27 protein-coding genes and 1 tRNA gene are annotated in these 23,668 nt (G+C 65.6%); 19 read left to right on the top strand and 9 right to left on the bottom strand.

Annotation, left to right across the window (positions count from 1 at the left end; genetic code table 11):
* Positions 1-81: 81 nt before the first annotated feature.
* The 5 genes from J7I85_RS19525 to J7I85_RS19545 all read left to right on the top strand — a co-directional run bounded on the left by J7I85_RS19525 (position 82) and on the right by J7I85_RS19545 (position 7,620).
* Positions 82-927 (top strand): SURF1 family protein, encoded by an 846-nt coding sequence (locus tag J7I85_RS19525; protein WP_214855858.1) that lies wholly within the window; start codon positions 82-84, stop codon positions 925-927.
* A complete protein-coding gene (locus J7I85_RS19530) occupies positions 924-1,424 on the top strand; it encodes a DUF3817 domain-containing protein (protein WP_214855861.1) in 501 nt (166 codons plus the stop codon). The genes J7I85_RS19525 and J7I85_RS19530 overlap by 4 nt, the downstream gene beginning before the upstream one ends.
* 71 nt (positions 1,425-1,495) lie before the next feature.
* Positions 1,496-3,085: a glutamine-hydrolyzing GMP synthase gene (guaA, locus tag J7I85_RS19535; protein WP_214855875.1), complete on the top strand. Its 1,590-nt coding sequence runs from the start codon at positions 1,496-1,498 to the stop codon at positions 3,083-3,085.
* 159 nt (positions 3,086-3,244) lie between these two features.
* Positions 3,245-7,390, top strand: coding sequence for an AAA family ATPase (locus J7I85_RS19540; protein WP_251024582.1), 4,146 nt, complete (start codon positions 3,245-3,247; stop codon positions 7,388-7,390).
* Positions 7,387-7,620, top strand: a complete 234-nt coding sequence (locus tag J7I85_RS19545; RefSeq protein ID WP_214855881.1) for a hypothetical protein — start codon at positions 7,387-7,389, stop codon at positions 7,618-7,620. The genes J7I85_RS19540 and J7I85_RS19545 overlap by 4 nt, the downstream gene beginning before the upstream one ends.
* Before the next feature lie 110 nt (positions 7,621-7,730).
* Here J7I85_RS19545 and cpaB read toward each other — a convergent pair whose 3' ends face one another.
* The 3 genes from cpaB to J7I85_RS19560 form a co-directional block, all read right to left on the bottom strand.
* Positions 7,731-8,477: a Flp pilus assembly protein CpaB gene (cpaB, locus tag J7I85_RS19550; protein WP_214855884.1), complete on the bottom strand. Its 747-nt coding sequence runs from the start codon at positions 8,475-8,477 to the stop codon at positions 7,731-7,733.
* A gap of 212 nt (positions 8,478-8,689) precedes the next feature.
* Complete coding sequence (locus J7I85_RS19555; RefSeq protein WP_214855887.1) at positions 8,690-8,965, bottom strand: FmdB family zinc ribbon protein; 276 nt, start codon at positions 8,963-8,965, stop codon at positions 8,690-8,692.
* 147 nt (positions 8,966-9,112) lie between these two features.
* Positions 9,113-9,724 (bottom strand): 5-formyltetrahydrofolate cyclo-ligase, encoded by a 612-nt coding sequence (locus J7I85_RS19560; protein ID WP_214855902.1) that lies wholly within the window; start codon positions 9,722-9,724, stop codon positions 9,113-9,115.
* A gap of 87 nt (positions 9,725-9,811) precedes the next feature.
* Here J7I85_RS19560 and galU point away from each other — a divergent pair, with 87 nt between their 5' ends.
* The 7 genes from galU (at position 9,812) to J7I85_RS19595 (ending at position 14,556) form a co-directional block, all read left to right on the top strand.
* Positions 9,812-10,717, top strand: a complete 906-nt coding sequence (galU, locus tag J7I85_RS19565; RefSeq protein ID WP_214855905.1) for a UTP--glucose-1-phosphate uridylyltransferase GalU — start codon at positions 9,812-9,814, stop codon at positions 10,715-10,717.
* Positions 10,718-10,723: 6 nt separating this feature from the next.
* The gene (locus J7I85_RS19570; protein WP_214855908.1) at positions 10,724-11,344 is read left to right on the top strand and encodes a GNAT family N-acetyltransferase; all 621 of its coding nucleotides are present in this window, start codon (positions 10,724-10,726) and stop codon (positions 11,342-11,344) included.
* A gap of 126 nt (positions 11,345-11,470) precedes the next feature.
* Positions 11,471-12,445 (top strand): hypothetical protein, encoded by a 975-nt coding sequence (locus J7I85_RS19575; protein WP_214855924.1) that lies wholly within the window; start codon positions 11,471-11,473, stop codon positions 12,443-12,445.
* 33 nt (positions 12,446-12,478) lie between these two features.
* Positions 12,479-13,279 carry an SDR family oxidoreductase gene (locus J7I85_RS19580; protein WP_214855927.1) on the top strand — a complete coding sequence of 267 codons (801 nt, stop codon included), beginning with the start codon at positions 12,479-12,481 and terminating at the stop codon, positions 13,277-13,279.
* A 44-nt stretch (positions 13,280-13,323) separates the two neighbouring features.
* A tRNA-Ala gene (locus J7I85_RS19585) sits at positions 13,324-13,396 on the top strand.
* Positions 13,397-13,839: 443 nt separating this feature from the next.
* Entirely contained in the window at positions 13,840-14,049 is a 210-nt protein-coding gene (locus J7I85_RS19590) for a hypothetical protein (RefSeq protein ID WP_214855929.1), read from the top strand.
* Positions 14,050-14,157: 108 nt separating this feature from the next.
* Entirely contained in the window at positions 14,158-14,556 is a 399-nt protein-coding gene (locus J7I85_RS19595; protein ID WP_214855932.1) for a hypothetical protein, read from the top strand.
* Positions 14,557-14,571: 15 nt separating this feature from the next.
* Here the strand turns inward: J7I85_RS19595 and J7I85_RS19600 are convergent, their stop codons facing one another.
* Complete coding sequence (locus J7I85_RS19600) at positions 14,572-14,931, bottom strand: hypothetical protein (protein WP_214855935.1); 360 nt, start codon at positions 14,929-14,931, stop codon at positions 14,572-14,574.
* Positions 14,932-14,967: 36 nt separating this feature from the next.
* On the opposite strand from J7I85_RS19600, the gene J7I85_RS19605 reads away from it, so the two are divergent.
* The 6 genes from J7I85_RS19605 to J7I85_RS19630 all read left to right on the top strand — a co-directional run bounded on the left by J7I85_RS19605 (position 14,968) and on the right by J7I85_RS19630 (position 19,895).
* Positions 14,968-15,897: a GIY-YIG nuclease family protein gene (locus J7I85_RS19605; protein WP_251024585.1), complete on the top strand. Its 930-nt coding sequence runs from the start codon at positions 14,968-14,970 to the stop codon at positions 15,895-15,897.
* 349 nt (positions 15,898-16,246) lie between these two features.
* Positions 16,247-16,882: a hypothetical protein gene (locus J7I85_RS19610; RefSeq protein ID WP_214855938.1), complete on the top strand. Its 636-nt coding sequence runs from the start codon at positions 16,247-16,249 to the stop codon at positions 16,880-16,882.
* A 105-nt stretch (positions 16,883-16,987) separates the two neighbouring features.
* Positions 16,988-17,473 (top strand): hypothetical protein, encoded by a 486-nt coding sequence (locus tag J7I85_RS19615; protein WP_214855940.1) that lies wholly within the window; start codon positions 16,988-16,990, stop codon positions 17,471-17,473.
* Positions 17,474-17,546: 73 nt separating this feature from the next.
* Positions 17,547-19,115: a TM0106 family RecB-like putative nuclease gene (locus J7I85_RS19620; protein ID WP_214855943.1), complete on the top strand. Its 1,569-nt coding sequence runs from the start codon at positions 17,547-17,549 to the stop codon at positions 19,113-19,115.
* A 166-nt stretch (positions 19,116-19,281) separates the two neighbouring features.
* On the top strand, positions 19,282-19,446 hold the full coding sequence (locus J7I85_RS19625) for a hypothetical protein (protein ID WP_214855946.1): 165 nt from the start codon (positions 19,282-19,284) through the stop codon (positions 19,444-19,446).
* Positions 19,443-19,895 (top strand): type II toxin-antitoxin system death-on-curing family toxin, encoded by a 453-nt coding sequence (locus J7I85_RS19630; RefSeq protein ID WP_214855963.1) that lies wholly within the window; start codon positions 19,443-19,445, stop codon positions 19,893-19,895. The genes J7I85_RS19625 and J7I85_RS19630 overlap by 4 nt, the downstream gene beginning before the upstream one ends.
* Here the strand turns inward: J7I85_RS19630 and J7I85_RS19635 are convergent.
* The 5 genes from J7I85_RS19635 to J7I85_RS19655 all read right to left on the bottom strand — a co-directional run bounded on the left by J7I85_RS19635 (position 19,874) and on the right by J7I85_RS19655 (position 22,478).
* Positions 19,874-20,440 carry a hypothetical protein gene (locus tag J7I85_RS19635; protein ID WP_214855976.1) on the bottom strand — a complete coding sequence of 189 codons (567 nt, stop codon included), beginning with the start codon at positions 20,438-20,440 and terminating at the stop codon, positions 19,874-19,876. The two genes, J7I85_RS19630 and J7I85_RS19635, sit on opposite strands and share 22 nt — an antisense overlap.
* Before the next feature lie 36 nt (positions 20,441-20,476).
* Positions 20,477-20,641 (bottom strand): hypothetical protein, encoded by a 165-nt coding sequence (locus tag J7I85_RS19640; RefSeq protein WP_214855978.1) that lies wholly within the window; start codon positions 20,639-20,641, stop codon positions 20,477-20,479.
* A 106-nt stretch (positions 20,642-20,747) separates the two neighbouring features.
* The gene (locus J7I85_RS19645; protein ID WP_214855981.1) at positions 20,748-21,167 is read right to left on the bottom strand and encodes a hypothetical protein; all 420 of its coding nucleotides are present in this window, start codon (positions 21,165-21,167) and stop codon (positions 20,748-20,750) included.
* A 10-nt stretch (positions 21,168-21,177) separates the two neighbouring features.
* The gene (locus J7I85_RS19650; protein ID WP_214855992.1) at positions 21,178-22,215 is read right to left on the bottom strand and encodes a hypothetical protein; all 1,038 of its coding nucleotides are present in this window, start codon (positions 22,213-22,215) and stop codon (positions 21,178-21,180) included.
* 80 nt (positions 22,216-22,295) lie between these two features.
* On the bottom strand, positions 22,296-22,478 hold the full coding sequence (locus J7I85_RS19655) for a hypothetical protein (RefSeq protein ID WP_214855984.1): 183 nt from the start codon (positions 22,476-22,478) through the stop codon (positions 22,296-22,298).
* A gap of 134 nt (positions 22,479-22,612) precedes the next feature.
* On the opposite strand from J7I85_RS19655, the gene J7I85_RS19660 reads away from it, so the two are divergent.
* Positions 22,613-23,365, top strand: coding sequence for a DUF2637 domain-containing protein (locus J7I85_RS19660; RefSeq protein ID WP_214855987.1), 753 nt, complete (start codon positions 22,613-22,615; stop codon positions 23,363-23,365).
* Positions 23,366-23,668: the final 303 nt, after the last annotated feature.

The following is a 23,668-nucleotide window of genomic DNA, read 5'->3' on the forward strand; positions in this document are numbered from 1 at the left end:
GGGACCCTGCTGCCCCACTCTGCGGGCCCCCTCCGGGCAGGCGTTTCGTTGTTCTACACGCGGACGAAGTAACGTTAAGGGGTGTGGAAAACAGCCCTCCAGCCCCGGTGGATCGCAGGCCTGGTCTTTGCGATCGCCGTTTCGGGTGTCTTTGTGCTCCTTAGCCAATGGCAGTTCGGCCGTTCCACGCAGCCAGAAGTGCCGGTCAGCCCCACCACGGAGCAGGTCCAGGCCCTGACCAAGACTCTGCAGCCCGGCGACTTCTTCCGCGGCTCGGTGGCGGATCAGATGGTCACAGCATTCGGCACCTACGATCCGGAAAAGCAGGTCCTGGTGCCGGGCCGCCTTAAGGACGGCAAGACCGGATACTGGGTGGTCACGGCCTTCGCGGTGGCAGACGCCCCGGTACTCAAAGGTGCGGCAGCCTCGCCGAAAACCTACATACCGGTGGCCCGCGGCTGGGTTGCCGATCCCGCCGACGCCAGCGCCCCGCCGTCGGGCGTCATCCGGTTGACCGGACGGCTCCTGCCGTCCGAGGCCCCGGTTCCCAACACGGCCCCTGGGCCCGGCCGGGCGACGGCAGTCTCTGTGGCCGAACTCATCAACGCCTGGAACGTCAGCAGTTACCCCGCCTTCGTTTCCGCCACGGCGGAAAAGTCAGGAACGGCCGACGTCGGTGCTGCTGCCGGCAGCGGCCTGGAGCCGCTCAGCATCGCCGCCCAGCCCCCGGCCGCGAAGGTCAACTGGCTGAACCTGTTCTACTCGGTGGAGTGGATCGTTTTCGCCGGCTTCGCCCTGTTCATCTGGTGGCGGCTGGTCAAGGACGACTACCGCAGAAGCCTCGAGGACGCCGAGGATGACGCCGGTGGCCGCGGCGGACCAGAACCTACCCAACCCAACGAGATCCAACAAAAGGTACAGCCATGATCGAACCCAAGCCGGCCATCCAGCCTTCGAACCCTTCCGGGGCGGCGAAGAAGCGACGCTTTGGCGGCACGGAGGCGCAGATCCGCTCCGCCCTGAAGTTCTACAAGGTCATGGCCTACCTCACGGGTGCCATGCTGCTGCTGCTGTGCGCGGAGCTGGTGGCCCGCTACGGCTTCGGCCAGTACCTCTTCGCCGGCGGTACGGACGCTTTGACCGGCCAGCCGTTCGGCTTCGGCTTCACCCAGGCGGAACCGAAGGGCGTCCTCGGCGGATTCAACGTGTCCGTGACCGTGCTCATCGTCCACGGCTGGATGTATGTCGTGTACCTGATGTCCAACTTCCGCCTGTGGACGCTGATGCGTTGGCCGTTCGCCAAGATGATCCTGCTGGCACTCGGCGGCGTGGTCCCTTTGCTGTCCTTCATCGTGGAGAAGAAGTTCCACGCCGAGGTTGAGGCTGAGCTGGCCGCCAACCCCCAGGCCGCCAGCCGCTACTGATCCGCGTTCCGTGCGTCACAGCGGGCCCGCTCAAGATGCGTCGGGGCAAGCGCGCAAAGTAGGCTAGTACGGTGACTACTCCCACTGCATCCCAGACTTCCCAGAAGCCGGTGCTGGTTGTTGACTACGGTGCCCAGTACGCGCAGCTGATTGCCCGCCGCGTCCGGGAAGCGAATGTGTATTCGGAAGTGGTTCCGCATACCCACAGCACTGAGCAGCTCCTGGCCAAGAACCCTGCCGCCATCATCCTCTCCGGCGGCCCCGCCAGCGTGTACGCGGACGGCGCCCCAAGCGTCGGCGCCGACCTATTCGAGGCCGGCGTCCCGGTCTTCGGCATCTGCTACGGCTTCCAGGCCATGGCCAACGCCCTCGGCGGCAAGGTGGACAAGACCGGCCTGCGGGAGTACGGCTCCACCCAGACCACCATCCTCGGCGAAGGCCGTTCCGTCCTCGAAGGAATGCCCCAGCACCAGAACACCTGGATGAGCCACGGCGACTCCGTCCACGAGGCTCCCGAGGGCTTCGAGGTGCTGGCCACTACGGCAGGTGCGGAAGTTGCCGCTTTCGCCAACGAGGAGAAGTGCCTGTACGGCGTGCAGTGGCACCCCGAGGTGAAGCACTCCGCCTACGGCCAGCAAGTGCTGGAGAACTTCCTCTTCAAGGGCGCCAAGCTGGAACCGAACTGGACCACGGGCAACATCCTTGAGGAGCAGGTCGATCGCATCCGCAAGCAGGTCGGCGATGCCCGGGTCATCTGCGGCCTCTCCGGCGGCGTGGATTCGGCCGTTGCCGCAGCCCTCGTCCAGCGTGCCGTCGGCGACCAGCTGACCTGTGTCTTCGTCGACCACGGACTGCTGCGCGAAGGCGAGGCCGAGCAGGTGGAGCGCGACTTCGTTGCCGCCACCGGCGTGAACCTCTATGTGGCCAACGAGCAGGAGCGTTTCCAGGCGGCGCTGGCAGGCGTCAGTGACCCCGAAACCAAGCGCAAGATCATCGGCCGCGAGTTCATCCGGGCCTTCGAAGAGGCCGAGCGCGCGATCATCGCCGACGCCGCCGCGCATGGCGAAAAGATCAAGTTCCTCGTGCAGGGCACCCTGTACCCGGACGTCGTCGAATCCGGCGGCGGCGAGGGTGCAGCCAACATCAAGAGCCACCACAACGTGGGCGGTCTGCCGGAGGACCTGCAGTTCGAGCTCGTCGAACCGTTGCGCGCGCTGTTCAAGGACGAGGTGCGTGCCGTGGGCGCCCAGCTCGGCCTGCCGCAGGAAATCGTCGGCCGCCAGCCTTTCCCCGGTCCCGGTCTGGGAATCCGCATCGTCGGTGAAGTCACCAAGGAACGCCTGGACCTGCTGCGCAAGGCAGACGCCATCGCCCGCGCTGAACTGACCGCTGCCGGACTCGACAACGACGTCTGGCAGATGCCCGTGGTGCTGCTGGCGGACGTCCGCAGCGTCGGCGTCCAGGGTGACGGCCGCACGTACGGCCACCCGATCGTGCTGCGCCCCGTCTCCTCCGAGGACGCCATGACGGCGGACTGGTCGCGGCTTCCGTACGATCTGCTGGCCCGGATCTCCAACCGGATCACCAACGAGGTGGACGGTGTCAACCGGGTGGTGCTTGACGTCACCAGCAAGCCGCCGGGAACCATCGAGTGGGAATAGCGTTGTGAAAATGGCCGGCCTCCGCAGGGAGTCCGGCCATTTTGCGCTCCGGGGTAGCGTGTCCGGCATGGCCGGCAACGGTGCGAAATGCGCCGCAACTTGGGCCGTCCCAGTGTTGCGGTCTCTCAACCGCGGCGGTTTCCGGCTACGCTCGAAACTATGCCCGTATGGTCCAAGGTGTCACGCGCAAGCACAGAAAAGAAGGCAGCAGTGTCAGTAGGTCAGGTCGACTCCGAGGGTTCGGAGGAGCTCAGGAAGTGGCTGTCCGGGCTCAAGCCCGTTACGGGGGCAGACACCATGCTGCGCTTCACCAAGACGCCCGAGGGTTCCATCGACCTCACACACGCGCATCCTTCGGGCCTGGCGCAGCTCATGGCCGGGCGCCGGACGCGGCTCTCCACGCTGATCCGTGACCAGCAGCAGTACGTCGTCGCCGCCCGGGCCTGCCGGAACCTGCGCTCCAAGATCTTCGAACTGGCCAATGACCGCGGCATCGAGGCAGGGTACTTCTCGGCCGGCACCGTCGTGTGGACCTCCGCCGTCGGGGGCAAACCGCAGCGTGTCTCGGCGCCGGTGATGCTGACCGCCATGTCGCTCACCATCCGGCCCGGGGAAGACGACTACGAACTTCAACTTACGGAGCAGGCGCGCATCAATCCGGCCCTGATCCGTCACCTGAAGACCATCCACGGGATCGTGTTCGACGTCAATGCCGTGACGCGGATGGCGTACAGCACTGCGCGGTTCGACCCCCTGCCCGTGCTGGACCGGATCAGCACCCTGGTCAAGCCGATCCACGGTGCCGACGTGGAGCACAACCTGCTGGTCTCGACCTTCGCGGACCTTTCCGGCAACCTCGACGATCCGTGGATCAACGGCCAGAACGAACTGGTGGCCTCGCTGGCCAAGGCAGCGTCGGGTGAGATCGTCGACGTGCCCGCGCTCCAGCCCGGGCGCTTCCCCAGCGTGGACGAGCGGGACCCGGCGGAAGAGCTGCTGCTCCTCGACGCCGACGCCGACCAGCAGTATGTGATTGACACCGTCCGTGCAGGGGATTCGCTGGTGGTGAGCAGCCCGCCCGGCACCGGCCAGACGCAGACGGCCATCAACACCATCGGTGCGCTCGTGGACGAAGGCAAGAGCGTCCTGGTGGTGGGGGACCGGCGAGCCAGCCTCAACGAGGTGGCCGGACGCCTTGAAAACCTGGGCCTGGACTCCATCCTTTTCCAGCTGTCCGGAAACGCAACACCGCAGCAGCTCAAAGGGCAGCTGGTGCGCTCCATCGTGCGCAATGAGAAGGCCCAAGAGCCGCAGCTCGGCAGCCTGCACAAGACCCTCACCGAGCACCGCCATGCGCTTCTTGACCACGTCGCGTCGCTGCACAACGTGCGGCAGCGGTGGGGCTGCTCGCCGTACCAGGCCATGCAGTCTCTCGCCGAGCTGACGTCCATCCAGCCCGCCCCGGCCACCACCGTCCGCCTCAAGCGCAGTGTCCTGGACAGCATCCGGGACCGCGAGGAGCTGGCCGGCCGGCTCAAGCGCGCCGCCGAACTCGGTGCGTTCAGCAGGGCATCGACCACCAGTCCCTGGCACGGTGCGCGGCTGGTGACCCGCAAGGAAACCGAGGAAGCGCAGGAGCTTGCGCGTGCGGTGGCGAAGAAGCTGCCGCTGCTGCAGGAACGGATGAAGGACGTGGCCAGCCACGCGGAAATCCGCCTGGGCACCACCTTCGCCGAATGGGGCTCCCAGCTCAAGCTCCTGGTGGCCGTCCGCGAAAGCCTGGACAAGTTCACGCCCGACATTTTCGACCGGCCCGTGACTGACCTGATTTCGGCGACGGCGTCCTCGTCCTGGCGCAGGGAGCGAGGCATCGACATGGCCTCGATGCAGCGGTCCCGCCTGCGACGGGTGGCCAAGGAGTACGTCCGTCCGGGTGTGCACATTGCCGATCTGCACAGTTCTCTGGTGCTGGTCCAGGAACAGCGTGTCCAGTGGGCCGGGTACGCCACCACGCAGCGGCATCCGGCGGTGCCGTCCGGCCTGGCGGAGATCAGCGTCATGCACCGCGGTCTGACCCGCGAGATGAAGATGCTCGGCGACGCTCTGCGGCATACGGCTGCCGGCGGTTCGCTCGAAAACATTCCGTACCCGGAGCTCATGGAGCGACTGGAACGGCTGGTGGCGGACACGCAGACGCTGCAGACCCTGCCCGAGCGCACGCTGCTCATCGAGAACATGCGCGAGCACGGGCTGGGGGAGCTGCTGGCGGACCTCTCGGAACGCGAGGTCGGGGCCGGGTCGGTCGCTGCCGAACTTGACCTGGCCTGGTGGCAGTCTGCGCTCGAAGCGATGATCAGCGGAGACGACTACCTTGCCATGTCCGACGGCGACGCGCTGCGCCAGCTTGAGGCGGAGTACCGGCTCGCGGACAACGCGCACATCGTCAGCGGCGCCGGGCGGCTGCGATGGAAGCTGGCCGAGCGCTGGCGCGCGGGCATCGAGGAGCATCCCCGCCAGGCGGACCTGCTCCGGAGCCTGCTGAAGGACGGGCGCGTCACGCTGGCTGCGCTTACGGCGCACGCGCCCGGGCTGGTTCCCATGCTGGTGCCCGTCTGGTCGGTCAGCCCTTACCTCATGACCGGACTCCTCCCGGCCGAGCAAAAGTTTGACGCCGTGGTGATCCTGGACGCCGAGGCGACGTCGCTGCAGGCGGTGCTTCCGGCCGTCGCCCGTGCCCGGCAGGTGATCGTCTTCGGCGACGACAGGATCGCCAGCCCCCGCACCTTTACGGTCGCGGTGGAGCGGCTCGCCGCCGGCGAACAGTCGCACCATAGTGTCGAAAGCGCGTTCACCGCACTTTCGGCGGTGCTGCCGACGGCGCCGCTGCGCTCTGTCTACCGCGCGGTGGACGAGGACCTGGTGCTGCAGCTGAGCAAGAACTTCTACGACGGCGGCCTCCGCCGCCTGCCGGAGGGACAGTCGGCAACCGGGCTGGACCGTGCGCTGACGGTGGAGTACCTGCCCGACGGCACCGGCCTGCCCAGCGCGGACCATGAGGGCGTCGAATCGGTGGTGGCCGAAGTCAAGCGGGTGGTTGAACTCGTGTTCGAACACGCACGGCTCCGGCCCCGGACCTCGCTGGCTGTGGTGACCGCCAGCCTCCGGCACGCGGCACGCATCGGCGAGTCCATCCGGCAGCAGCTGCCCAACCATCCCTCGCTGTCCGGATTCTTCACGGCAGGCGACGAATCTTTCCGGGTTGTGGACCTGGAACGCGCCCAGGGGCTGGTTCGCGACCGTGTGATCTTCTCGCCGGGCTACGGGCGGACGCCGCACGGCCGGGCCCTGCACAGCTTCGGTCCGCTGTCCGCCGAGGGCGGCCGGGCCAAGTTCGCCCTGGCCATGACCCGGGCACGGCAGTCGCTGCACGTCCTGACGTGCTTCAAGCCGGAGGACCTTGACCGGACGCGACTGGCCCACGGCGCCGTCGACCTTTTCGAACTTCTGGACCGTGAGATCTCCGGCAACACCGACCTGGGGACTCCTGCATCCCGGGCAGCGGCCAGCGAGCAGGCCCTCGGGGCCGATCCGCTGGTTGCCGATCTCGGCGACCGGCTGCGGGCCCGCGGTGCCCGCGTGTGGCACCAGTACGACGGCGCCATCGATGTGGTGGCCGCGGCGGATCCGCTCAGCACCATAGGCCAGGACGACGCCGATATTCCCCGGCCGGTAGCCATCGAATCGGACGGCACCGAGCAGTACCGGCAGATGACGGTCCGGGAACGGAGCCGGCTGCGCCCCCAGTTGCTGGAGCGGCTCGGCTGGCGGTACATGCCGCTGTGGACCATCGAGGTCTTCACCGATCCCTCGGCGTGCGCCGACAGGATCGGCGGCTACCTCGGGCTTGAGAAGCCTTCGCCTTCGGTTCGCTCGGTTGGCGCACCGGGATTTTTCCTGGATGACGACGTCAGTACCCTCGCGGTGGGCGACCTCGAGCCTGAGCCTGGGCAGGAGACCGCGTACGAGAACCTCGATGACCGTTTCGGCGACGAGCTGAGCCGTGACGATGCTGACGAGCGGGACGCTGATCAGGGGGACGTTGATCAGCCGGAGGCGGATCAGACAGACGCTGAACAGACAGACGCTGATCGGAGGGAAGTTGATCAGACTGGCACCGATCAGGCGGACGGTGACCAGGCGGATCACGACACTTCCGATTCCAACGCCGCGGGCGCCGGAGTAGGCTTCGGTTCTGAGGCTAGCCTGAACGGGCCGGCCACGGAACGGAAGGAGGGCCCGCTGTGACACCCGACGGCGGGGCCGAACGCAAAGACGGGACCGAGCGCACAGATGAGCAGGCCGCGGCCGGGGAGAAGCCCGCAAAGGTGCGCCGCGCGAAAGCCGGCGCGCAGCAGCGGACAGGCGTCGTTCCCAATAGGGCTGCCGAGGACGATCCGCGCGCCTGGGGCGACGCGGAATCCGGCAACGACCACGACGCGTGGCTGAAGGAGCAGAAGCCCCCGCACTGGGGCTGAGCAACCGGGCAAACACCCTGCGGATTTGCACGGACCAGAGGATTCGCATGGACCGGCGGATTCGGGCAGACCAGAGGGTTCGCCCGGGTAGAGGACTCGCACGGGCGGGTTCATCGGGCACCGGATCCCACCAGAACGAAAAACAGCTTTCCCTGGGTTGACGCGCCCGCCAGGGCACTGGCCTGGGCAGGGGTGGCGGCCACTACCAGCAGCCCGTCCGAATCCCCGGCAGCAAGCCACTGGCCGCTTTGGCCTTCCTGGCCGGAGGTCCACAGGACGGGCACTGACTGGGCGAGTACCTTCGAGGCTGATGCCTGCTCATAGCCGTTGCCGCTTGTCAGGACCACGTTCACGAGTTGTCCGGGGGATACCAGCTGGATGGATGACGGGTCTGCCATTCGCAGCGGCACCGCAGCGGACCCGGGCGGCGCTCCCGTCAGCAGGCCTGGACCCACCAGTTGCGCATCGGTGAGGAGCTGGCCCTTGCGGAGCGGCGCTGCGAGCTGCCTGCCGTCCACTCCGGAGCTGTCAGCGAAAGTCCCGTCCGGCACCATGGCAGGCGGAACGCTGACGGTCCTGACATCACTGCCGTTCAGGTTCGCTCCGGCCGGAAGGTCGCGGGCAGCGGCCAGGATGCTCACGGTCTGGGCAGGGGCAGGAGTCAACTGGTGAACGGCGATTCCCGCGGCCGCGCAGAGGAGCAGTGCCACGGCAAGGCGCCGGTTACGGTTCAGCCATCCCGAGAAGCGCCGTCCGCGCGGACGCGGACGGGTGGCAGAACCGGGCAAAGCGTTGCGGCGCCCGGGACGGACGGCCGGGCGGGATGCCCTTGCAGGGAAAATACCGGTAGCTGGCATGCCGTCACGCTACGGGCCCCTGCTGGCCGGGCGACAGGCACCGGGAGCCGTATGTGGAAAAGCCGGCCCCGAAACGTATCAAAGGACTGCCCTGCAGGCGCGAACGGACATTAGGGTCCCAGGAGTACCCGCGCGAAGAAAAAAAGAGTCCGGCCAGGTAAACCTGGCCGGACTCTCAGAGTTTGAAGGCGGCAGGTGCCGCAGGGACTCGCCTAGCTCGCGGCTGCGGCTGCCGGGGCAGGCGACGAGGAGGCGGCGGGGGCAGCCGGTGCTGACGCAGCGGGGGAGGGCGAGACGGTGCTTCCCTTGGAATCGCGCGAATCAGTCCGATAAAAGCCGGAGCCTTTGAAGACCACGCCGACGCTGTTGAACTTCTTACGAAGCGTGCCCTGGCATTCGGGGCAGGACGTCAGAGTGCTGTCGGTGAAAGACTGCACGATGTCGAAGGCATGGCTGCAATCTTTGCAGGCATAGGCATACGTGGGCACTGTAGATCCTCCTCTTGGACAAACGACAGGTCCCGTGCTGCCTGGCTTCATTTCCCGGATTCTCCTTGACGGATCACCGCGGCGGAAATGACTCCATTAGCAGTCGCAGGGCCTGAGTGCCAATTCTATCACCCCGCTCGGGCGAGGTCACGCGAAGGCTACCAGTCCGGAGGGCATGAGCACTGCCTCGACGGGGCGGTCGAAGTCTTCAGCCGGAATGGTCTGTGCGGGCAGGAGCTCGGAGTCGTAAATGATGGCGGCCTTCGGAAGGTGCAGGCCGCCGGCGTTGGCTGCAGCCAGGAACTTGTCGTAGTAGCCGCCGCCCTGTCCGATCCTGTTTCCGCTACGGTCCACGGCGGTCGCCGGCATGAACATCCCGGCCGCAGCCCGCACCGTGTCCAGGCCGTGGCGCTCACCGGCCGGTTCCTGGATGGGCGCATACCGGCTGCGGACGAACTCGCTGTCCGGGGTCCAGAAGACCCAGCTGAGCTCGCGGTCCGGCTCGCAGACCGGGAGCAGGATACTGTGGCCTGCCTCATGCAGGGCGTGCAGCAGGGGAAGGGTTGGCGGTTCGAAATCGACGCCGAGGTAGGCGGTGAACGTGGCCGGGTTGCCGGCAGCGATAGCCTCGGCCCAGGGCAGGCCATGGGAGGCGATGCCCTCGCCGGCGTTTGAGAGGTCCGCCGGCGTCATCATGGCCCGGATTTGCCGGTGCCGGGAGCGGATGACGTCCTTCGAAGGCATGGTCCCTGTTGGCATGGGTGTCTTCCTTTGTCGCAGCGGCACGCTGCCGGCCGCTGCCGGAAGCATTTACCGTATGAATGTTCCCTCGGATAGATTAGAACAGTGACTTCCACTAATTGTTCAGTCCGCAAGGCCGTAATCCCCGCTGCTGGGCTCGGCACCAGGTTCCTGCCAGCCACCAAGGCCATGCCCAAGGAGATGCTGCCGGTGGTCGACAAGCCGGCCATCCAGTACGTCGTCGAGGAGGCCGTCAAGGTAGGCCTGAGCGACGTCTTGATGATCACCGGCCGTAACAAGCGCGCGCTCGAGGACCACTTCGACCGCGTTCCGACCCTGGAAGCGACGCTTGAGGCCAAGGGCGACACCGCCAAGCTGGAGTCGATCCAGGCCGCGAGCAACCTGGGTGACATCCACTACGTCCGCCAGGGTGACCCCAAGGGCCTTGGCCACGCGGTGCTGCGTGCACGCCAGCACGTGGGCCATGAGCCGTTTGCCGTTCTCCTCGGTGACGACCTCATCGATGCCCGCGACGAGCTCCTCAGCATCATGATCGACGTGCAGGCGAAGACCGGGGGTTCGGTCGTGGCTCTCATCGAGGTGGAACCGTCCCAGATCAGTGCCTATGGCTGCGCGGACATCTCCGAAATTGATGGCGAAGCCTTCGTCAAGATCAACAAGCTGGTGGAGAAGCCGGACGTCGAAGACGCGCCCTCAAACCTGGCCGTCATCGGCCGCTACGTGCTCCACCCCGATGTCTTCGATGTGCTGGAAAAGACCGAACCCGGCCGCGGCGGCGAAATTCAGCTGACGGATGCCCTCCAGGAACTGGCCAGCAGGGACGGTGAAGGCGGCGGTGTGTACGGCGTGGTCTTCCGCGGCCGCCGTTACGACACCGGGGACAAGCTCAGTTACCTCAAGGCCTGCGTGGAGCTCGCCATCGACAGCGATGACCTCGGACCTGGTCTGCGTGAGTGGCTTCCGCAAATTGCCGCCCGTTTGTCCGAGTAACCTTTCATGAGGGTCAGCCACATCTGGCCGGTCACGCTCGAGTGCGGGGACATTGTCCTGCGGCCCATCAGGTACCGGGACCGGAAGGAATGGACCGAGGTCCGATCGCGAAACAGCGACTGGCTGGCACCCTGGGAGGCCTCCAACCCGCTCCCGGGCGGGGCTCTGCCCGATTACCGGCAGATGGTCAGGTCCCTTAATACCCAAGCGGCCCAGGCCACGGCGCTGCCGTTTGTGATCGCGGAGTGGACACCCGGATTCCGTGACCCGGTCATCGTGGGGCAGCTGACGGTCTCCTCCATTGTGTGGGGATCCGCCCTGATGGCGACCCTCGGCTACTGGGTGGACCAGGCCCGGGCCGGACATGGGATCGCTCCGACGGCGGTGGCGATGGCAACCGACCATTGTTTCCGGACGCTTGGCCTGCACCGGATGGAAATCAACATCCGTCCCGAAAACGGCCCAAGCCTGCGAGTCGTGGAGAAGCTCGGCTTCAGGGACGAGGGCTACCGCCCGCGTTTCCTGCACATCAACGGGGAATGGGCCGACCACCGCTCCTTCGCGCTGACGTCAGAGGAAATACCCGAAGGCCTCCTCAGCCGCTGGCTGCGGGGCAGGCCCGCCTGACCCGCAGACCGCAGAGCTGCTGGTCAGTGCCGGGTTCCACGGATAAGTCCATTGATTTGAAGCTCGGCCGCGACACACCGAGACGAATGCCACAAGAGCCCCCACATTCCTCATACGGTTTTGTGTGTGGACTTCCCCCTTAGCAGCTCAGTCATCCTTGTGGCTGCTGTTGCGCTCTGGATCGTTTGGGTTGCCCCTTACGTGCTCCGCAACGGCCGGCATCAGTTCCAGGCTGCCGGTGACCTGACGCTGGAGAGCGTCGACGCCGAAACTGCAAACCCGCAAGCCGGAACGGTTGTGTATATGACCGCCCAGCAGGAGAAACGCATGGACACCAGGAAGAGCAGCGAACCAGCAACAGGCTTTACCCCGGCTCCGTCCGGCAGCAGGCCCGCCGCCAAGGGGGCCGGTGCTTTTCGGGTCCGGTACGGACGGACGGCAATCGCGTTCGTTGGGCTGCTGTCCTTCCTGACGGCGATTGTGGCCGGAGCCCTGCGCCTCTTTGGGCTCGGCAACCCCTGGGTTCCTGCCATGGCGTTTCTGACCGGTGTTGCCGCCGTCGTGGTTTTGCGGCGCCTCGCCGTCCGTGACCGCCGCAGGAAAGTCAGCGCCGCCTTCAGAGCGGCCATGGGCTCGCCCGCCAGCCGGGAGTCCGCCGCCGAGCGCCCCGCGGAGGCGGCATCAGCCCCGGAGCCTGTGCAGCTCCGGGAGAGTGCACTCTTCGACGCCGAGGCGGAAGCGCCGAAGCCCAAACCCCTCACCGCAATCGAACTTCGCGAGGCTGCACTGGCAGTTGCCCTTGCGGCCGGCGATGAAAGCGCCGCGGCCCCGGTGCAGGGCCCAGCCTCGCCTGAATCCAGCTGGGAGCCGGTGGAAGTTCCCAAGCCGACATACGTTGAAGCGGCCAAGGCCGAGCGTCCGGCACCTGAGCCGCTGGCGCTTCCCGAGGCTCCGAAGTCCGTGGGCAAGCCGTCACTCAAGCAGGGTCCGGCCGCCGCACCTCCTGTAGCCTCCCCGAATGCCGCGCCAGCCATGCCGCTGACCAAGGCCCAGAGCGCGCTGAGCAACCTTGATGACGTCCTGCAGCGCCGGCGCGCGTAGCCGGGATTCGATTCAGCACCGGGCGCCACAGTAGTGGTCCGGATCTGCGTTGCCGGCGGCACCGGCCAGGCCGGCCGTGAAGTGGTGCGCCAGGCACTTGTGCTGGGGCACGCCGTCGCCGTTTTGAGCCGGAACCCGCCGCCCCCGGGCGCCCGGGAGGGTTACGACGGCGCCGCCTACTTCTGCGCGGACGTCACCACCGGAGAAGGGTTGCCGGAAGCGCTGGCGGGTGCCGACGTCGTCGTCGATTGCCTCGAAGCGCGGACCGGCAAAGCACTCAGGCGCTATGCGGCCGGCGGCGCCCTGCTGCTGGGCGAAGCCGCGGCGGCAGGCGTGGCCCGGGCCGTACAGCTTTCCATCGTCAACTGCGACCAGAGCGCCCTCGCGTATTACCGATCAAAGGCGGACAAGGAGCGTGTGTATGCGAGGTCGACGCTCGAAACCCGCACGGTGCGGGCCACGCAGTTCCACAGCCTGGTGGCAGGGGTTTTCGACGCGGGTTCCCACGTCGGCCTGGTGCCGGTGATCAAAGGTGCCCGGTTCCAGACGATCTCCCCGGCCGACGTGGCGTCGGCGCTGCTGGAAGCCGCACTGGGGCCGCCGTCCGGTGAATCGCACGCGCTGCAGACGGTCGGAGGGCCGGAGGTGCTGAGCATGGGCTCGCTGGCCGGCGCGTGGAAGCGGATAACCGGCGCCCGGGGCCTCGTGACCGAACTGCCGCTGCCCGGATCGACAGGCAGATTTCTGCGTGAAGGAAAGAACCTGGCGCCCGAACAGCGTTACGGACACGCGACATTTGAGGCCTGGTTGGCAAACCGGCTCGAAAATTTGTAGCCTAGGGAAACCGGCGTTGGAGTTCCTCCGGGAAACGGCGCCACGGGGTTATAGCTCAGTTGGTAGAGCGCTTCGTTCGCATCGAAGAGGTCAGGGGTTCGAATCCCCTTAACTCCACAAATTGCAAGGGACTATGCGTCTGCGCAACCCCTGAGTAAACACTTTGGTAACACTTTGCCGCTGAGACGGCCCTGGTTGAACTAATCATGGGTCTGATTGTAGTGAGACCTGCAAGCGGTGAAGGGTCGGCTCCCGCCCCAGGGGCACAGCATCTTGGCCCGCAACATGCCAGAGCGGGCGTCCGGCATGGCGGTCGCCCAGTTCCTTATCGCTTCCCTGGCCGTCATGCAGATCGGATCCGAATACGGCACCCGCATGATCTCCACTACCCTCGTCGTGCCCCGCAGGATCACCGCCGTTCTGGCCACGCCTCGTCATCGCCGGGACATCCTTCATCGTCGACGCCGCCGCGGCGCTCATCTCGTACCTGGTAGTCCAGCCCTTGCTCGAACCCAAGGGTCTGAAATACGCGATCACCGCGGACGGGCCTGCTGCTGGTCGTGCCGGTGGTGCTGGCCATCCTGTCCGGCCACAATGAGCTGTTCATGGACATCAGCCGCTACCTGCCATCCTCCGTCGGCATGGACTTTGTCGCCATCAAGACCCTGCGCGAGCACCCCACGCAGGGAGAGACCGGCCTTGTGATGCTCGGATGGTCGGCCGCCGTCCTGGCCGGTGCACTCGTGACTGTGAAACGCCGGGACACCTAGGACGCTGAGGGGCCGGCGAGACTCGTCCCGTCGGCCCCTAATACCGCTGACACTAGAGTTGATTGGGCAGCCTGAGGATGACTGCCAGCTGGATTTCATGGGGGACAGATGCCAAACACCGACGATCAGGTCCGAGCCGAGCATGAACAGGCGATGGCGCGGGGAGAAAAGCGTGTGCTGAGCCGAACCGTGGACGGCCAGCTTCACAGCTACGGCAAAGACGAGATCGGCATCGTCAACGCAAGCTCTCGGCCCCAGGTGCGGTCGGCTACCGGCTTCACCATCCTGGCCGTGGTCTTCGCAGCCTTGGCGGTGGGCTCAATCCTGCTGGTGGCTGCACCGACGGGCCAAGGCCAGGACCCGCTATGGGGCGCCCTTTTTCTCACGGCAGCAGGTGTCGGAGGCGTGGTCTACAGCGCACGCCTGGCCGTGACCGCAGCCAAGGCAAAGCGCCTGCGCAAGGAACGCGGCGTGCCTGAGCCCACCGCCAAGCAGTTCGACTGGTGAGGTCGCGCTCTGAGCTTAGGAGTCCCAGGCCTTGGGTGCGGAGCGGGGCTCCGGCCTGATGGCTTCGACGTCGAGCTCCAGGGCGATTTTCTCGTCCTCGGTCAGCGGCCGCACCGTGTCCTCGAATAGGTTCACACCGGCGACCCAGTTGTCCCAGCGGACGTCGCTCCTTAGCCCGCCCTCGGACGTCGCCATTGAGCGGACAGCGGCGGCAATAAGGATGGCGGTGACGACGTCGTACGGCTTCTCCTCGGTCTTGCAGAAGGTCGACATGTCCGGGTACGCCGGCGCCTTGGTTCCGCGCAGGTGGAACGTCTCGTATGCCTCGCCGGCCGCCTCGGCGGTCAGGCCGGGGAAGTAGTGGGCATAGCCCATGAGTCACTCCTCGAAGTCGACTTCAATTTACCCCTGATGCTCCAGCTGCTGGTCACACATTGCATTTCGGAGCGCTTCCTACGCATGTTGTTCTGTATGGGCATACCGCAGACGATTCAGATCTACCTTCCGCAGGGGGACCCGGCCGGCATCCGAATGGCGGAGATCACCACGCGGACCGTCCGTCTGTTCGAGGTGCCCAGGACGTTGCTGAGCGACTTCCGTGCGATGCCGGAGTCCAAGCAGGTCGGCGTCTACTTCCTTTTCGGTTCCACGCCGGAGGGCAGCGCCCTGGCCTACGTTGGTCAGTCCGGCAACGTCGGGGACCGAATCAAGGACCACGAGGGCAAGAAGGAATTTTGGGATAAGGCGCTGGTGGCGGTGTCGCTGACGAACTCGTGGACCAGCACTCACGTCAGCTACATGGAGTGGCAGGCGGTTCGGAGGGCCACCGTGTCCGGGCGTTACGAGCTGGAGAATGGCAACGGTGCCTCTAACCCTCACACTCCCGCGCCCCTTGAAGCCGACTGCCAAGAGTACCTAGAGACCATCTCGGTCCTGATCACGACGCTTGGCTACCCCCTCATGGAGCCCTTGGTGCAGCCACTCCGGCCTGGGCAGGCGGACGGGCCTGAGATGATCTTCGTCAACGTCCGAGGTGCCGAGTTGCGCGGGTATTCGACGTCCGAAGGTGTGGTGGTTTTGGCCGGCTCTTACGGACGCTCTCAGGCTGCCCCATCCGCTGCGACTTCTATCCTCAACTACCGTCAGCGGTTGCTTGATCAGGGGACAGCTGCAGTCCAGGACGGCACCTACACGCTCTTGAAGGATCATCTATTCGGCAGCCCGAGCACCGCGGCAGCAGTCATGGTCGGTGCCAGCGTGAATGGCCGTGTGACATGGAAGAACTCTTCCGGACTGACCTTCCAGCAGATGGAGGATATGAAGCTGGCGGCAGCGTCGTAACTAACGCTCCACGCACCCGGGGCCGTACGCCGTCAATCATGAAGCCGCCGTCAGGAAGGCCGAAAAGGTTCGCTGGTCCGGTTTCACTGCTGCTGAGCAGAAGCGGCTGAAGGACGCCCAGACCGCCCTTGACCTCATCCAGAATTCATCCACCACCGCTGAGCAGCGGAAGGCCCAGTACCGGCGCATCGCGAAACTTCTCGATGGCCTCACCGTCCTCACAACCCCGGTCCGCCAGTCGCTTGCTGCCTGGGTGCCGATGCTGGCGCTGGAGAGCCCGGTCGTTCCGCAGGAGACACTGTCGCACTAGCTTCCGAGGGTGGCCGCATGACGACATTAGTATGAGGTCATGTGGGACTCGGCCGCGCAAGTATCGGTGCTGGTAGCCCTGATCGGCGTTATCAGCGCACTGTCCGTCGCACTGCTTTCCAAGCGTCACCAACGGGAGCAACAGCAGCGGGAGTCCATGCTGAAACCGTCGGAAGAATTCGCCCGGAAAACTATTGAGGCTCTTGCGGCCTTGAGGTACGTCAGCCCGCCCTCCACTGACCCAGAGCCACACCAGATGCACCGGAATGAATCGCTCCTGACGGACAAAGAGGAGCGCGCAAAACGGATCGAGCGCTGCGAGGTGGCCATCGATGCGGTACGGGCCATCCGCGCCTCCATGCGGCTCGTGTTCCATCCTGAATCGGCGGTGGCGGACTCGTCCGTGTACGTGATTCGGGAACTCCGCCAGTGCCTGGAAACCGCCACCAAATATTACCGGGGCGCTGATCTGTCCGGAGCCTCAGCGCTTTGGAGGGAAGGCGACGGGAACGCCCTGCGCGAGAGGTACCTTGACCTCCGCAGAGTCATCTACGACGAAGTCGACATGCTCATCAACGATGTCGCCCGCCGGATGAGACAGCCTCTCCGCAAACATACGCGTTTCCCGCGGCAGAGGCGCCCGCCACAGTGGGTGCCTCCCCCCGGACCAGAATGAGACGGGACCCGTCCGCTCATCCTTGCGCTCTTTTGTCACACCCCGCCCGTAGCATCTGCTCCGACTGGGACCCCAACGGTCGCCAGGCGGTGGAAAGGGTACGAAATGAGCGAGTACGGCCATCCTGAGGCAACCATTCCGCCGCCGGCCTTCCCGGCCACGGCCGCCCTTCCGGCGGCACCCTCACAGCTCCCGGCGCTGACTTCAAAGGCGAAGTCGGCGCTGCGGATTTCCGCCGGGGTCATCTCCATCGCCGTCGGGTTCTGGGGCGGGAGCGCCGCCCTGGCCCTGCATTCGATGAGCTCCATGCTCGGGCCTCGGTTCGCCTGGCTGGGCTTCCTGCTCGGCTTCGCGGCGCTCTGCACCGTCCTCACAGGCTTCAGCGAAATCGTCCGGCACCGCCTCAAAGACCTGCGCGTCCCGGCCCTGTCGATCGCGTTCGCCTCCGTCAACGTCCTTGGCTACGTGGCAGTGTTCATTGCCTTCCCGATCGTCACACCCATGCTCGGCGGGCTCATCGCCGCCGCGGTGGGCATCGTCATGATCGCCTTGACGATGGTCTTCGACGCATGGCCGGCCACGGCCCCCTAAGAACATCTGGTCCGGATAAACCCGGGCCTACGCATGAGAACCAGTAAGCAGTAACGATCGACCGGAGGCGCAAGTGTTTTTCCTACCCAGCACTGATCGGACAGGACAGGACGAACTGATCCTGTCGGCCAGTGACATCGTCGCCGGCTCGGCATGCGAATTCGCTGCCGTCCGCAAGCTGGACGTCCTGCTGAACCGCCTTCCGGTGTTGCCGGTCGAGCATGACGCGATGGCCGACCTCACCGCAGCACTCGGGGACAAGCACGAAGCCAAAGTGCTGGGGCTGCTCCGGGAAGAGTTCGGCCCCTCCCGCGTCTACGAGGTGGCGCCGCCACGGACCTTCGACCGCGCCGGCCTCGAGGCCCGCCACCGGGAAACGATCCAGGCGCTGCGGGACGGCTTCGACGTCATCTTCCAGGGCAGCTTCTTCGCCGACGGCTTCCACGGCCGCGCCGACTTCCTGATCCTCCAGGAGGACGGCGCCTACGCCGTCTTCGACACCAAGCTGGCCCGCAGCGCCAAAGCCGAAGCACTGCTGCAGCTCGCGGCGTACGCCGACCAGCTCCGCAGCGCCGGCGTCCCGGTTCACCGTGACGGCCACCTGATCCTGGGCACCAACGAAACCACCAGCCACCCGCTGCCGGAGAGCGTCCCGCTGTTCTACGCGGCCCGGGACCGGCTCCGCGCCGTTCTGGAGGCACACCGCCTGGGCTCCCTGCCATCGTCGTGGGGTGACCCGCTCTGGAGCGCATGCCTGAAGTGCCCCGACTGCAAGGCCGAGATGGAGGCCGCCGATGACCTGATGCTCGTGCGCCGGATGAACAGGTCGCGCCGGGCCAAGCTCATCGAGGCCGGCATCAGGACGAAGGCCGTGTTCGCCGCGGCCGACCTGCCCGACGTCGGCATCAAGATGGACCCGCTGTGGTTCGAGCTCCAGGACCAGGCGCGGCTGCAGTGCGGGCTGGGGGACATCGACGGGACCATCAACGGCGTGTCCTACAAGGTCCTGCCGAACCCGGCCGTCATCGCCATGCCGAAACCGAGCGCCGGCGACATCTTCTTCGACTTCGAAGGGGACCCGCTCTGGCAGGACCCGGTGACGGGGGAGTGGGGCATCGAGTACCTGTTCGGCCTCGTCGAGCACTCTGCCGATGGCCACGACTTCATTGCCTTCACCGCGCACAGCCTGGAGGAAGAACGCCAGGCGCTCATCGACTTCATGGACCACGTCGCCGAACGCCGCGCTGCCTACCCGGACCTGCACATCTTCCACTACGCCCAGTACGAGGTCAGCGCCCTGCGCAAGCTGGCCCGCCGGCACGGGGTCATGGTTGATGAGGTGGAGGAGCTCGTCGAGACCGGGGTGATGTTCGACCTGTACGAAACCGTGAAGGGCTCCGTGCGGATCTCGGACCGGTCCTTCAGCATCAAGAAACTGGAGCCGCTGTACATGCCGGCCGGCCGCGTCGGCGTCACCAACGCGGTGGACTCCATGGTCCAGTACAGCGTGTACCAGGAAGCGGTGAACGCCGGGCAGCTGGAAAATGCCAAGGACATCTTCGCCGCCATCAAGGACTACAACCACTACGACTGCATCAGCACCTGGAAGCTGCGGGACTGGCTGCTCAACCTCACCCGGTAAGCAGCAGCAGCAGCAGCAGCAGCAGCAGCAGCAGCAGCCGTTCTCCTTCGTTGTTGTAATAGGTGACCCGGCTGACGGTGAGTTAGCCGGGACCCTGTGAGTCCGTGACATCGGGACCCTGGGACCCTGTGAGTCTGTCCCTGACGCCGCGCCCACCGCATCGTGCGTGGCGCGGCTTTTTCTTGCCGCCGCACACATCACCGTGATGAACCAGAACAGCGACAGCGGCGCGGCCCAAGCCGCCGAGCGCCGCAAAGACAATCTTGAGGCCGGGTTCCAGTTCGTGCTGACCCACGACGCCGAGCTGCTGCAACGTCTGGAGGACGCATGAGCCTCCATCTGACCGCAGGCGAGGCGAAGCACTTTCTGGGCCGCTACGGATTCTTCGTCCGCGACGAGGCGCTGCTGGCCTCCGCTGTCGCCCGGCCGGGCACCTCCATCATGGGCCAGGACGCCTTCGGACCCTTGGAGCTCAAGGCCGCAGTGTTGCTCGAGTCCGCCGCCCGGAACCACCCGCTCGTGGATGGGAACAAGCGCACCTCCTGGACCCTGATGGTCCTGTTCCTGTGGCTGAACGGCTACCGTCACGACTTCGACACGGAGGCGGCCCTCGACCTGGTTGTCGGCGTCGCCGAGGGCCGCCTGTCCTTGGAAGAATCGGCGGCGCGCATCGGAGCCAGCCATGATGCGCCGGGAGAGCTAAGGGCTAGTGTGCGGAACCCGCCGCAGGTCCCAGAGTCGCCACGCCTCGCTGGTCATCATGGTCGCCGCACCGACTGACCTGACCAACTCCTCAATGGTGGTGGTGAAGCTGTGAAGCTCACCGTCAGCGGTCTTTGACTTCTCGGTTTTGCGTACTGCCACCGGCCAGGCCAGGCCCGGCCATGGGCAGCGGCACTGGCAACACGCCATTCGTAAGCGAGGGCGAACCGCATCCAGTGGTCATCCGGGGAGCCGCCTGCAGTCAGGTGCGCCGCGGCCTCCTGCATCATGGTCGTGGCTTTTGCATCAATCCTCGGCAGCGACTTTCGGAGCTCTCTGATGCGGGTGACTTCGGCCGTCAGCCCGTCGGTCTGGTCATTCATCTGCTCTAAGAAGTCCTGACTGAAGTTCGCCTTGGCATACTCGTCGTTGGTGTAATCGCGCAGGAACGTCCGATGCTGTGACCGCTCGTCCTCAGCGATCGCCAGGGCCCGGGCTTGCCGGGTCACATGGTTACCGCTCAGCACCCACACTGCCTGGGAGGCCCCCAGCAGGGCTGCACGGGTAGGGGTGAAAAGCGAGGTGGGACGCATGTTCAGCTCGCCGCGCGCCAAGTCGGCCATGAGGGCCAGGTGGTCAACAGCGGACAGTAACCCCGATCAAGCGGCGGTCCGGACGTGGGCGGTGACCAGCCCTTTGTCGTCCCCGGCCAGGGAGCTGCCAGACGTCACCGGATCAGGGGCAGCCAGACGCTGCTCCCAGCTCCGGGCAGTGTCGAGACACCGTTCCAGCCTGACCAGCCACAGCGATTCACTTTCATCCATTCCCTGAACCTACAACGCCGGCGGGAGGTGATCTGACGGGGACGGCGCGCTCCTCTAGGCATGTTCCCCGGTGGAGGCACCGCGCGCCGAGCCGCTGAACGCCAATTCAGCGGGAGATGAGGCCCATGACGCGCTGAACTTTCGGGTCGTGGGTGAGTCGTTCACGGTGAGTGTCCGACAGGTCCCAGCCAGCCAGGGCGGCGGCGCGCACCAGCGGGTGGGGGTCTTCGGCGGCCCTGTCTGCTGTGCCCGCGTAACCGGTGTTCACTGCCGCGAGGCGCACGGACGGCGGCTGGTCCGCCTCGGCGAGGCGCTCCAGGACGTCATCCGGGACACGGATGCTGGAGGTCACCTCCGCGCGGACCAGCGGGTCGCTGCTTTCGGACAGTGCACGGAGCTGGTCGACGTCGGCGTCGCCTACGGACGGAAAGTCCGTGTTCGTGATGCTGAGGTCTGGCTCCATGTGGGCCGAAGCGGCGAACTGGCCGCCGCTTCGGACTCCTTTGGGTACTCGGTTTGTGGGCACTTCATGCCTCCTAGGCCGTCTTGCTGTGCTTGTTGTTGGCGATGGCCATGGCGGACTCCCACACGGTCTGGGCTACGCCTTCACCGCGGGCTTCGAAGCCTTCGAGCATGGTCACGACGCTCTCCTGGTCCTCGAATCCCCAGCTCGCCGAACGGGGCGAACAGCGCATCGGTGGCCTCTGTCGGTTCCCCGTTGGTGGACCAGTCACGGCAGGCGCCCATGATGCCGCCCTCGAGACCGTTGATGACACCGCGGTGCTTGGTGACCTGGCGCTGGGACAGCTGCCCAGGTTGGACATCGGCACCTGGGTGCCCTCGGCGATGGCGTTCCAGGCCAGGCGCTTCATCTCGGCCTTGTGGGCGGCGCCGGTTTCCTCCATGGCGCTGTGGGCACGGTCCATGTAGGAGCCGGGCTGGATGTAGTGGCCGCTCTGTTCGGGGTTCACGAGTGTTGCTCCGAGGGTCGACTCCACGCCGCCGTCTGCTCCGTGCGGGGCGTCGAGGGAACGATCAAAGGTGCGGGCGATCCGGAAGTCCTTGGAGGGCTTGTGGCGGGGGTCGTGCCACTCGTCGAGGACCTTCCGTGCCAGCTCGTCTTTTTCACGCTGCGTCATCGGGCGTTCACTCTTGGCTTCGATCGCTTCGCGCTGCGTTTCGAAGATGCGGTAGGCCTTGCGGTCTTCGGCGCGGAAGACGGTTTCGGTGGCGCGCACCGTCACGTTTGCAGCCGTCGAAGTGACCATCTGCTTGAAGTCGGTGATCTGGCGGCCCCGGTTGAGCGCTTCAAGGGTGCGGAGCATCGTCTCCTGGGCGATGTCGTCCTTGTCGACGATGACTGACTTGTCCGTCTGGTTGTAACGGCGCTGCCAGTGTGCTGCCGACGTGTAGGCGATGTCGACGAAGTCTTCTGTGTTGGTGAACTCTTCCAAGCGCTGTGAGGCGAGGCTCAGCGTGGGCTCGGCATGTGCGGTCGCTGCGAACTGGCCGCCCGTTGGGATGCCCTTCGGGACGCGGTTCAGGCCGGCTGAGGATGCGGTGTCGTTGCTCATGCCTGGTGTGTGTGCGGCAATTTCGCAAAACGCGCAGGTTTTTGGAAAAAATGTCCGGAATCACTTTTTCGGGCTTCGGATCAGCAGTGCTCCAGGATCCGATTTGCAGCCGCGGGGGCCTTTTCCGGAACAACTGTGCCGTCCCGGTCGGCGTTGCCGATGAGGGTTGCTGTGTACTCGCAAAGCTCATGTGTGCGGAGATTGACGCCGCTTTCACCGGGTGGTCCACCCGTGGTCCATACGTGGTCTTTTGGGTGGTCCATGCACTGGTCCTTTAGTGGTCCACCCGGGCGGTCCGTACTGGTCCATTGCGGCAGGTCAGATTGTCGTGGACCGGTCCTAGACTGGCATTTCGAGCGGTCCATGTGGACCACCGGTCGAGGGAGGAAGCGGACTAATGACTTCACGTATCGAGCCCGATAGCCGGACGATGGTGATGCTGTCACTGACCTTGGTTGGCGTCCTGGCGGCGGCAAGTTTCACACTGTCCTTCCTGGGCCTGATCCAGGCGGCGGCGTGGGCCGGCATTCCCGAGTACCTGCGCTGGCTGGTGCCGATCGTCGTCGACTCCACGATCCTCGTTTATGCCATTGCGGCCAGTGTTCAAAGGGCCAGGGGCGAATCCACAACCCTTTCCTGGGTGGCTGTCGGCTTCTTCACTCTCGTGTCAGTACTCGCCAACGGCGCCCACGTCCTGGCGCCCGAAGGAGTGTCGGCCGCACTCGATTCGACCGTAATTCTTGGTGCCTTCCTGGCCGCCATCATGCCCGTCAGCCTGTTCTTCGCGACGGAGACGACGGTGAACCTGGTGGTGGCTCCGCCATACGGATCGGTCGCCCAGCGGCGGAAGCGGGCACGCGATCAGCTGGTCCGCGCGGACCAGATGGACCACGTAAAGGACCAGTGGACCACTTCGGGTGGACCACTGGGTGGACCAGCAAATGGACCAGGGATGGACCACCCAAAGGACCACCTAAAGGACCACCTGCGGACCACCCCTAAAACCCGCCCTGAAGTCCACCCTCAGAAGATCCGGGAACTGGCCGGTGAGCGGCTCAGCCAGAGGGCCATTGCGCAGCGTCTGGGAGTATCCAAAACGGCAGTGGCACGGGTGCTTGCAACGACCCCTAAACCGAAACCAGTCCATTAGGTCCCCTCCACGTTCCTGTATGGTCGTCGTAAGTGCCCGTGACGTGTGGGGCCTTTTGGCTGCTGGTCCCTTGCGTGCTGGTCTTACCAGTCATCCGCTCAGGTGAATGTCGATGTTCGACTAGGCCATACCAAGGGATTTGAACCAACGTCTCTCACGTTCAAGGAATATACGCGATACCCCCTGTTCTCCTCCGGCCACAGCTCCAGCATCTCCCCATGCATGTCGATCGGGCTCGAGTCAGCGACGATCTCTTGATGTTCACCGTCTTGGCCGGGGAGATCCAGTAGCCGGACCCGTCAT

The organism is Arthrobacter sp. ISL-65 (assembly GCF_018613795.1).
GTDB lineage: Bacteria > Actinomycetota > Actinomycetes > Actinomycetales > Micrococcaceae > Arthrobacter.